Annotated in this window: 9 protein-coding genes; 2 read left to right on the top strand and 7 right to left on the bottom strand. The window is 69.5% G+C overall.

Translation table 11 applies throughout. The annotated features are described in order from the left end of the window. The first annotated feature begins 76 nt into the window (after positions 1-76). Complete coding sequence (gene rnd, locus VNS22_RS10825) at positions 77-1231, top strand: ribonuclease D (protein ID WP_325732259.1); 1155 nt, start codon at positions 77-79, stop codon at positions 1229-1231. A gap of 76 nt (positions 1232-1307) precedes the next feature. Further along, a complete protein-coding gene (locus VNS22_RS10820) occupies positions 1308-2048 on the top strand; it encodes an NAD-dependent epimerase/dehydratase family protein (protein ID WP_325732257.1) in 741 nt (246 codons plus the stop codon). Here the strand turns inward: VNS22_RS10820 and lpxB are convergent. From lpxB to bamA, 7 genes are all read right to left on the bottom strand, one after another. After that, positions 1998-3239, bottom strand: a complete 1242-nt coding sequence (gene lpxB, locus VNS22_RS10815; RefSeq protein ID WP_325732255.1) for a lipid-A-disaccharide synthase — start codon at positions 3237-3239, stop codon at positions 1998-2000. The genes VNS22_RS10820 and lpxB overlap by 51 nt on opposite strands. Next, positions 3236-4057, bottom strand: a complete 822-nt coding sequence (locus VNS22_RS10810; RefSeq protein WP_325732254.1) for an LpxI family protein — start codon at positions 4055-4057, stop codon at positions 3236-3238. The genes lpxB and VNS22_RS10810 overlap by 4 nt, the downstream gene beginning before the upstream one ends. 8 nt (positions 4058-4065) lie before the next feature. After that, complete coding sequence (gene lpxA / locus VNS22_RS10805) at positions 4066-4869, bottom strand: acyl-ACP--UDP-N-acetylglucosamine O-acyltransferase (RefSeq protein WP_325732252.1); 804 nt, start codon at positions 4867-4869, stop codon at positions 4066-4068. Continuing rightward, positions 4862-5353, bottom strand: coding sequence for a 3-hydroxyacyl-ACP dehydratase FabZ (gene fabZ, locus VNS22_RS10800; RefSeq protein ID WP_325732251.1), 492 nt, complete (start codon positions 5351-5353; stop codon positions 4862-4864). The genes lpxA and fabZ overlap by 8 nt, the downstream gene beginning before the upstream one ends. Continuing rightward, on the bottom strand, positions 5350-6393 hold the full coding sequence (gene lpxD / locus VNS22_RS10795; protein WP_325732250.1) for a UDP-3-O-(3-hydroxymyristoyl)glucosamine N-acyltransferase: 1044 nt from the start codon (positions 6391-6393) through the stop codon (positions 5350-5352). Before lpxD ends, fabZ begins: the two co-directional genes overlap by 4 nt. A 6-nt stretch (positions 6394-6399) precedes the next feature. Further along, positions 6400-7068, bottom strand: coding sequence for an OmpH family outer membrane protein (locus tag VNS22_RS10790; protein ID WP_325732248.1), 669 nt, complete (start codon positions 7066-7068; stop codon positions 6400-6402). Positions 7069-7084: 16 nt separating this feature from the next. Next, a partial coding sequence (gene bamA, locus VNS22_RS10785) for an outer membrane protein assembly factor BamA (protein ID WP_325732246.1) occupies positions 7085-9199 on the bottom strand: 2115 nt, incomplete at its 5' end.

The following is a 9199-nucleotide window of genomic DNA, read 5'->3' as shown; positions in this document are numbered from 1 at the left end:
GTCTCGACCGCGCGTCTAGCCCTACCCGTCCCGCTCGTAAAGCGAGCCTCTCCCCGCAGATGGATTCCCTACCCGCATGCTGATCCAGGACAACGCGTCGCTCGCCGCCGTCTGCGCCAGGCTCGCGCACGAGGATTTCGTGACCGTCGACACGGAGTTCATGCGCGACAAGACCTATTACGCGAAGCTCTGCCTGGTGCAGCTGGGCGGCGACAAGGAAGCGGTAGCGATCGATACGCTCGCCCCCGGCATCGACCTCGCCCCCCTGCTCGACCTCATGGCCGACCCCAAGGTCCTCAAGGTGATGCATGCCGCCCGCCAGGACCTGGAGATCTTCTGGCACCTGATGGACGGCCGGCTGCCGGCCCCGCTGGTCGACACCCAGATCGCCGCGATGATCCTGGGCTATGGCGAGGAGGTGGGCTACGAGGCACTGGTCACCCGGCTGACCAATGCCAGGGTGGACAAGACCTCGCGCTATTCCGACTGGTCGCACCGCCCGCTGCGGCCGGCCCAGGTCCAGTACGCGCTGGGCGACGTCATCCACCTGCGCGAGGTCTGGCGCAGGCTCGACCAGGAGATGGTCAAGGCCGGGCGCCGCCACTGGCTGGAGGACGAGCACACTGCCCTGTTCGACCCGGGCCTCTACGACGTCGACCCCGACATCGCCTGGCGGCGCCTGAAGGTACGCTCGCGCGACCCGCGCTTCATCGCGGTGGTCCAGGCGCTGGCCGGCTGGCGCGAGCGGGCGGCGCGCGCGAAGGACCTGCCCCGCCAGCGCATCCTGCGCGACGACGTGCTGATGGAGGTCGCCGCCAACCGCCCGACCAGCGTCGAGGCGCTGAAGGAACTGCCCCGGGTGTCGCTGGACCGGGCCAGCGCCCAGGCGGTGGTCGAGGCGATCGAGGCGGCGCTGCGCCTGCCGCCCGCAGAACTGCCGGTGCTGGAGCCGGTCCGCGACCTGCCGCGCGGCATCCCCGCGATCGTCGACCTGCTCCGCGTCCTCCTGAAGCAGGTCGCCGACGAGCACGACATCTCGCCCCGGCTGATCGCCAACGGTGAGGACCTGGAAGCGGTGGCACTGGACGACCAGTCGGCGGCACGCGTGCTGTCCGGCTGGCGCCGCGAGCTGTTCGGAGAAAAGGCACTGGCGCTGAAGCGCGGCGAACTGGTGCTGGGGGTGCGTGGCCGCAAGGTGGTGGTCGAGCCGCGTCAGCCCGCCACGCGCTGAGCAGCACCGGGGCGCCCCTTTGCGCATCGCGATCACCGGAGCCGGCGGCTTCATTGGCCGCCATCTGGCAGCCTCATTGCCAGAGGCTGTCCCGCTCTCCCACCGGGCGATCCCGGCGCTGGACGGCCGACAATTCGACCTGGTGATCCATGCCGGGCGGTCGCCCGGGATCGGCCGCACGGACTGGCTCCTGGCGGACGATGCCGAACACCTGCTCCTGCGCCGCCTGGCCGGCAGTTCCTGCCGCTACCTGATGCTGTCCAGCCGTGCGGTGTATGGCCAAGCCGGCAACGATGCCCTGACGCCGGGCCATGCCACCGCTCCGGCCAGCGCCTATGGCTGCAACAAGCTCCGCCTGGAGCAGGCCGGCCGCGACCTTCTGGGCGAGCGCCTTTGCATCCTGCGGCTGTCCAATGTGTTCGGCTGCGAATGGCCGGGTCGCACCACCTTCTTCGGCACCATGCTGACGGGCTTGGCCGAGCGAGACGAGATCCGCTTCGACATGGCCGGCAGCACCCGGCGCGACTTCGTCCCGGTAGCGACGGCCGCGCGCATTATCGCCCGCCTCGCCAAGCTCGGGGCAGAGGATCCGGTGCTCCATGTCGGCGCCGGGGTAGCCCTGCCCTGCGCGGCGCTGGCCGAGGCGGTGATCGCCGGCTTTGGCCGGGGCCGGCTGGTGGCTACAGGCCCCCAGCGCGACGGCTTCGTGTTCGACGTGGGCCGCACCGTGGCGCTCACCGGCATCGCCTCGGACGAGGCTGGGGTGCTAGGGGCGGCCTCGGCCGCCGGCCGGCAGCTGGCGCAGCTCCGGCGCTGAGCCCGGCAGCACCGCGCCGTCCACGAGGTCCGGGAGGAGCGGCCCAAGTGCCGCGCGCACCGCGGCCTCGCTCGGCTGCATGCCGCTCTCCGGCACCAAGCTGCGCACCACCCGCGCCATCGCCTCTCGCTGTGCCGAAGCCTCATCCGGATCATCCAGCAGGGCCTGCGCCTCGGCTGCGATACGCACTGGCGTGCAGTCCTCCTGCAGGAGCTCCGGCAAGACCGGCCGGCTCGCGATCAGGTTGACCAGCGAGACGTAGCGCACCTTGACCAGCCGCCTGGCCAGCCAGGCCGAAAGCGCGGAGGTCTGGTACATCACCACGGTCGGGCAGGTGGCCAGCGCCAGTTCCAACGTCACCGTGCCGGACGCGGCGATCGCCAGATCACACGCGGCGAACAGGTCGAACCGGTTGGTCCGGTCCGTGCTGATCTCGGCCGGCACCGGCCAGCCTGCCACCGCCTCCCTGACCAGAGCTTCCACGGACGGCACGGTCGGCACCACCACGCCTAGATCGGCATGGTCCACCGCCAAGTCCCTGACCACCTCGCGCAGGATCGGCAGGTGCCGGGTGACCTCGCTCCGCCGGCTGCCCGGCAGGAGGCAGAGCAGCCGCCTTGTGGCCGGGACCGCATGGGCCGCGCGCCAGCGCAGGCCGTCGGGCGCCTGGGCCGGCTCCTCGACCACCGGGTGGCCGACAAAGCTCCCCGAGACACCGAACCGCGCGAAGAAGGCCGGCTCGAACGGCAGGATGTAGAGGACATGGTCGCATAAGGTCGGCAGGGCACGGGCGCGGCCTTCCTTCCACGCCCAGGCCTGCGGCGCCACGTAGTGGACCTTGCGTACCGCCAGATCTTTCAGCCGGCCCAGCAGGCGCAGGTTGAAGCCCGGCGCATCCACGGTGAGCAGGAGGTCCGGGCGGATCCGGCGCACCGCCGCCTCGACGTCGCGCAGATGCCGGCGGATGCGCAGGATCCTGGGCACGACCTCGGCAAAGCCCATCAGCGCTAGGTCTTCCAGCGGCAGCAGGGTCTGCTGGCCGTGCCCGGCCAGCCTAGGGCCGCCCACGCCCACGACCTCGACCGGACGCGGTGCCAGGAGCTGCTTCAGCGTGTCGACGAACCGCCCGGCCAGCTGGTCGCCAGATGGCTCGCCGGCGACCACGAACAGGCGAAACGGTGTCAGGCTCACGGCTCGGGCGCGATGCCGACCAGGAACAGCCCGGCGGCATCGCAGGCGGCGATCGTGGCTTCCCGGTCGACCAGCAGGGTCTGGCCCGCTTCCAGGGCGATCCCGACCAGACCTGCCGCCTGCGCACGCCTGACCGTATCGACTCCGGCGGTCGGCAGGTCGGCCCGGCGTTCCTGCTGCGGCTTGCGCATCTTGACCAGCACGCCCCCGCGTCCGGCCAGGCGCAGTTCTCCGCAGCGCTCGATCAGCCGGTCGGTGCCCTCGATGCCCTCGACGCCGATCACCTGCTCCTGCTGGACCACCACGGCTTGGCCGACATCCAGGGCACCCAGCGCGCGGGCGACCTTCACGCCGAGCGCTATGTCGCGCAGGGCTTCGGCATCGGGAGAGAGCCGGCCGAGCTGGCCCGCCGGCGTCAGCAGGTCGCCTTCGACCTCGTGCGCGCCGACGATGCGGAAGCCCTCCCCCTCCAGCTCGGCCAGGATGAGCCGCAGGAGCGCGTCGTCGCCACGCCCGGTGCGCCACAGCTTCGGCAGCATACCGATCGCGCGTGCGTCCAGCCCGATCGCCGACAGGGAGGGTCGCTTGACCGGGCCGATCATGCAGACCTCGGCGATCCGCTCGCGGTGGAGGGTCTCGATCGCCCGGCCGATCTGGCCGATCCCGACCGTGGCGCTGGGCAGCCCCTCGGCGGTGGCGGGATCGGTGATCCCGTCCAGGCACAGGATGAACACGTCGCGCCCGGCCCGCCTGGCGGTGTCCGCCAGACGCCTGGGCATCGGCCCGGAGCCGGCGACGATGGCGAGCCTGCCCGGCACCCTCTCGGTCAGACCAGCCGGTCGCCGACCCGCGGATGGCAGAGGTCGCGCGCCGAGGAGCGCTTCACGAACTCGACCACCTCCATCACTCGGGGCTGGTCCGCGAACACTTCCGCCACCTCGTTCAGCCGGTCAGCGAAGGCGCCCTCACCCTCGAACAGGGTGCGGTACGCATTGCGCATCTGCCGGATCTCCTCGCGGCTGACCCCGCGCCGCTTCATGCCGACATTGTTCAGCCCGGCCAGGTGCGCCCGGTTGCCCATCACCAGCCCATAGGGGATCACGTCGTTCTCGACGCCGGACAGACCGCCCAGCATGGCATACTGGCCGATCCGGACGAACTGGTGCACGGCGCACAGGCCGCCCAGGAAGGCATAGTCGCCAACGGTCACGTGGCCACCCAGCGTGGCGTTGTTGGCCATGACCACGCCGTTGCCGACGATGCAGTCATGGGCGATGTGGATGCTCGCCATCAAGAGGCACTCGGCACCCACCACGGTCGCCATCCGGCCGCCCTCGGTGCCGGGATGGATCGTCACGTACTCGCGGATCCAGCAGCGCGGCCCGATCGTGATGGTGGACGGCTCGCCCTTGTAGCGCAGGTGCTGGGGCGGCTGGCCGATGCAGGCGAACGGGTGGACGCGCGTCCCCTCGCCTACCGTGGTATGCCCATCGATCACGACATGGGCGACCAGCCGGCAGCCCTGCTCCAGGCGCACGTTCGGGCCGATGATGCAGAACGGGCCGATCTCGACATCCGCGCCGATCTCGGCCTTGCCGTCGACGATGGCGGTGGGATGGATGCTACTCACCGCGGCGGGTCCCGGTCATGACCTTGGCGGAGAAGTTGCACTCGGTGGCGAGTTGGTCGCCGACCCAGGCATTGCCGCGGAACTTGTAGATCATCAGCTTGCTGCGCTCGAGCACGACCTCCAGCTTCAGCTGGTCGCCCGGCCGGACCGGGCGGCGGAACTTCACGTCGTCGACCGTGGAGAAGTAGACGGTGGTGCCCTCGTAGTCAGGCCCCAGCGACGCCACCACCAGCACGGCGGCCGCCTGGGCCAGCGCCTCGATCACCAGCACGCCCGGCATGATCGGGTCGGTCGGGAAATGGCCCTGGAAGAACGGCTCGTTGAAGGTGACGTTCTTGAGCCCGACCGCGCGCTTGAACGCCTCGATCTCGGTGACGCCGTCGACCATCAGCATCGGGAAGCGGTGCGGGATGCGCTTGAGCACCCCGGTATAGTCGATGTCGGGAAGCCGGGTACCTGGTTCGAACCGCTTCTGCTCGCTCACCCTGCGTCTCCCTTCTTCTTCCTCCGGCCGAGCATCCGGATCGTCGCGATCTGCCGGCGCCATTCGCCCACCGGGACCGCAGGCGCCCCGCCATAGACGGCATCGCCCGGCAGATCCTCGATCACGGCGCTGCGCGCGGCGAGCTGGACGCGCGGCCCGATCGAGAGATGCCCGGTCACGCCCACCTGCGCCGCCAGCACGCTGTGGTCGCCGACCGAAGCGGAGCCGGAAATGCCGCTCTGGGCCACCACGATGCAATGCGCACCGATACGGACGTTGTGCGCGATCATCACGAGATTGTCGATTTTGCTGCCGCGGCCGATCACCGTGTCCGAGCCGCTGCCCCGGTCGATCGTACTGTTCGCGCCGATCTCGACATCGTCCTCGATCACGACCCGGCCGAGCTGCGGCACCTTGCAGTGGACCGCACCCATCGCGAAGCCGAACCCGTCCTGGCCGATCCTGGCGCCGGGATGAATCAGCACCCGCTCGCCGACCAGGCAGTGGGTCAGGCTGGCACCGGCACCGATCCGGCTGCCGGCACCGATCCGGACATTGCGGCCAACCACGGCGGCAGCTTCGATCCGCACGCCGTCGCCGATCTCGGCACCGGACTGGACCACCGCACCAGCCGCGATCTCGACCCCCTGGCCCAGTTTCGCGTCCGAGGCGACATGCGCCCCGGCCTGGATCCAGGTCTCGCCCAGGGCCGCCCCACCCGGCACCTCGTCCGGGTAGAAAGTGGCGGCGATGGTCGCCATGGCGAGCTGCGGGTCACGCACCAGCACCCGGGCCTTGCCGGCCGGCACATGCTCGGCCATGGCCGGCTTGCAGACCACGGCACCGGCGGCCGTCGCGGCCAGATCGGCCTGGTAGCGGCGGTGGTCGAAGAAGGCGAGGTCGGCCGGCCCGGCAGCGGCCAAGCTCGCCACGTCCTGGATCAGCAGGTCCGGATCACCGATCAGCTCGGCCTGGACCAGTCCGGCGAGCTGACCCAGGCGGAACGGCCCGGACCGGTTGAAGAAGCGAGGATCCGCCATGGTCTACTATTGCTGCTGCTGCTGGGGCGGCTCCGCGGGCAGCGCGTCGGCCACCTTCACGTCGGGCAGCCGCTCGTCGAGAAGCTGGAGCACGTCCTGGGTGATGTCGATCCTGGGCGAGAACACCAGGACGGTGGAAGACGGCACGACCAGGTTGAAGCCCTTGGCCTCGGCCAGCTGCGACACGACCTCGATGATCGCCTCGCGGACCTCGCTCAGGGCCACCGCGGTCACCTCATCGAGCTGGCGGCGGCGCGCCTGGACGTTCTTCTGGACCTCGGCGACCTCCTGCTCGAACTCGCGGCGCTTGGTGCCGAAGGCCTCAGGCGAGAGCACGGTGCGCTGCTTGACCAGCGCCTGGTCCTGCTCGCGCAGCTCCTGCTCCTGCTTGGAGATCTCCTCCTGGTAGGCCTTGCGGCGGACCTCCACCTGATCGCGGATGCTGCCGGCCGCCTTCGAGTCGCGCAGGATCTTCTGGTAGTCGATGATGCCCACCACGGCGGCGGGCAGTGTTTCCGTGGCGCCGGCGATCGTGGATGGCAGCGGCTGGGCCGGCTGCTGCTGCGCAGCGGCGGGCAGCACCACTCCCATCGCCAGCATGGCGGCGCGTACCGCCATGCGCCCGACCGCTGTCATGCCGGCGCGTGCCGCCTTGTTGCAAGATGTGACCGGCAAGCCCGTTGCCCTCCAATCAGAACCGCGTACCGAACGAGACCCGGAACTCCTCGGTCTGGTCGTAGTCTTCCTTGGCGAACGGCACGGCGAAATCAACTGCCAATGGGCCGAGCGGCGAAATCCAGGAGATGCCGAAGCCCGCCGAGGCGCGCAGCGAGCCGGAATCCTCCAGGCCGGGCCCGCTCACGTCGATGTCGGTGAGCGTGCCGGCCTGGGCGAAGCCGCGGCCAAAGATGCGCAGCTCGTCGGGCAGACCCAGCGGGAAGCGCATCTCGGCGGTGCCGACGTAATAGAGATTGCCGCCCAACGAGTCGTCGAAGATCACGTCGCGCGGGCCGATGCCGGCGAACTCGAAGCCGCGGAAGTTGGAGCCGCCGATGAAGAACCGGTCGGACAGATGCACGTCCTCACCGCCGAAGCCGAAGATGTAGCCGCCGGACGCGCCCAGGTTCAGCACCACGTCGGGCAGCAGGGAATAGTACCAGTCGGCCCGGAGCTCCTGCTTGAACCACTGATTGTCGCCGCCCAGGCCGGCCAGGTCCATGTCGTAGCGGAACAGCATGCCGTCGTTCGGCAGGAACCGGTCGTCGCGGGTGTCGTAGGTGAAGGTCTGGCCGATGATCGACGAGGTGCGGTCGCCTTCCTCGTCGCGGATGTAGGGCGAGGAGTCCTCGTCGACGTCGAAGATCTTGTCGTTGCGCAGCGTGTAGCGCACGCCATGGCGCCAGTGCTCGGTAAGCGGATAGGTGGCCCGGATCGTGCCGCCGATGTTGCGCTCGTCGAAGGACGATTCGTCCTGGTAGTCGGTCTCACGCGAGAACAGGTCGATGCCCACCGCCAGGTCGCGGTCCATGAAGTAGGGCTCGGTGAAGCCCAGGCCGATGTCCTGGCGGCGGCCAGAGAAGGTGAACTGCGCGTCCAGGTCCTGGCCGCGGCCCAAGAGATTGCGCTCGCGCAATCGGATGTCGCCCAGCACGCCGTCCGAGGTCGAGTAGCCGGCACCGAAGGACAATTCGCCCGTGGACCGCTCCACCACGTCGACGGTGATCACCACTTTGTCGGGCGCGCTGCCCTGGGTGGTGTCGATCGCCACCTTGTCGAAGAAGCCCAGTGCCCGGATGCGCTGCTCGGAGCGGCGCAGCAGGTCCGCGTTGAACGCATCGCCCTCGGCCAGCCGGAACTCCCGGCGGATCACCCGGTCGAGCGTGCGCACGTTGCCGCGCACGTCGATGCGTTCGACATAGACCCTCGGCCCCTCGTCGATCGCGAAGTTGATCGACACGGTCCGGTTCGCCTCGTCGACCCGCTGGATCGGGTTGACCCGGGTGAACGCATAGCCCAGCACGGAGAGCCGGTCGGTCAGACCGTCGATGGTCTGCTCGATCTGGCTGCTGTCATAGGTGTCGCCGGCCTTCGGGATGAGCAGCGCCTGCAGCTCCTCGACCTGCACGTCACGGACGTTGCTGGTGACCTCGATATCGCCGAACTGGAACAGCTCGCCTTCGTCGACCGTGAAGGTGATGAAGAAGTTGCGCCCGTCGGGCGACAGCTCGGCCACGGCGGAACGGACCTCGAACTGCGCGTAGCCGCGGCTGGTATAGAAGCGGCGCAGCAACTCCTGGTCGTAGGCCAGCCGGTCGGGGTCGTAGGTGTCGTCGGTGGTGAAGAAGCGGTACCAGGCACTTTCCTTGGTCTGGATGGCGCCGCGCAGCGCGCCGTCGGAGAAGTGCTCGTTGCCGATGAAGCTGATGCCGCCGACCTTGGTGAGCGGCCCCTCCTTGATCTCGAACACGAGATCGACGCGGTTCTGGTCCAGCTCGATGATCTTGGGCTCGACCGCGGCGCCGAACCGGCCGGCACTGCGATAGATGTCCAGGATGCGGGTCACCGCCGCCTGCACCCGCGCCCGGGTGAACACGGTGCGGGGCGCCAGCTGGATCTCCTGGTTGAGAACGTCGTCGGTGATCCGGTCGTTGCCCTCGAAGGCCACCCGGTTGATGATCGGGTTCTCGACCACCGTCACCACCAGGGTCTGGCCATCGCGTTCGACCCGGACGTCGTCGAACAGGCCGGTGGCGAACAGGGTCTTGAGCGACTCGTCGATCTTGGCGTCGGTCAGCGTGTCGCCCGG

The sequence above is a fragment of the Geminicoccus sp. genome (assembly GCF_035556675.1).
In the GTDB taxonomy this organism is placed as follows: domain Bacteria; phylum Pseudomonadota; class Alphaproteobacteria; order Geminicoccales; family Geminicoccaceae; genus Geminicoccus.
The sequence above is the reverse complement of the archived record's forward strand: the minus strand, read 5'-3'. Positions and strand labels throughout refer to the sequence as shown.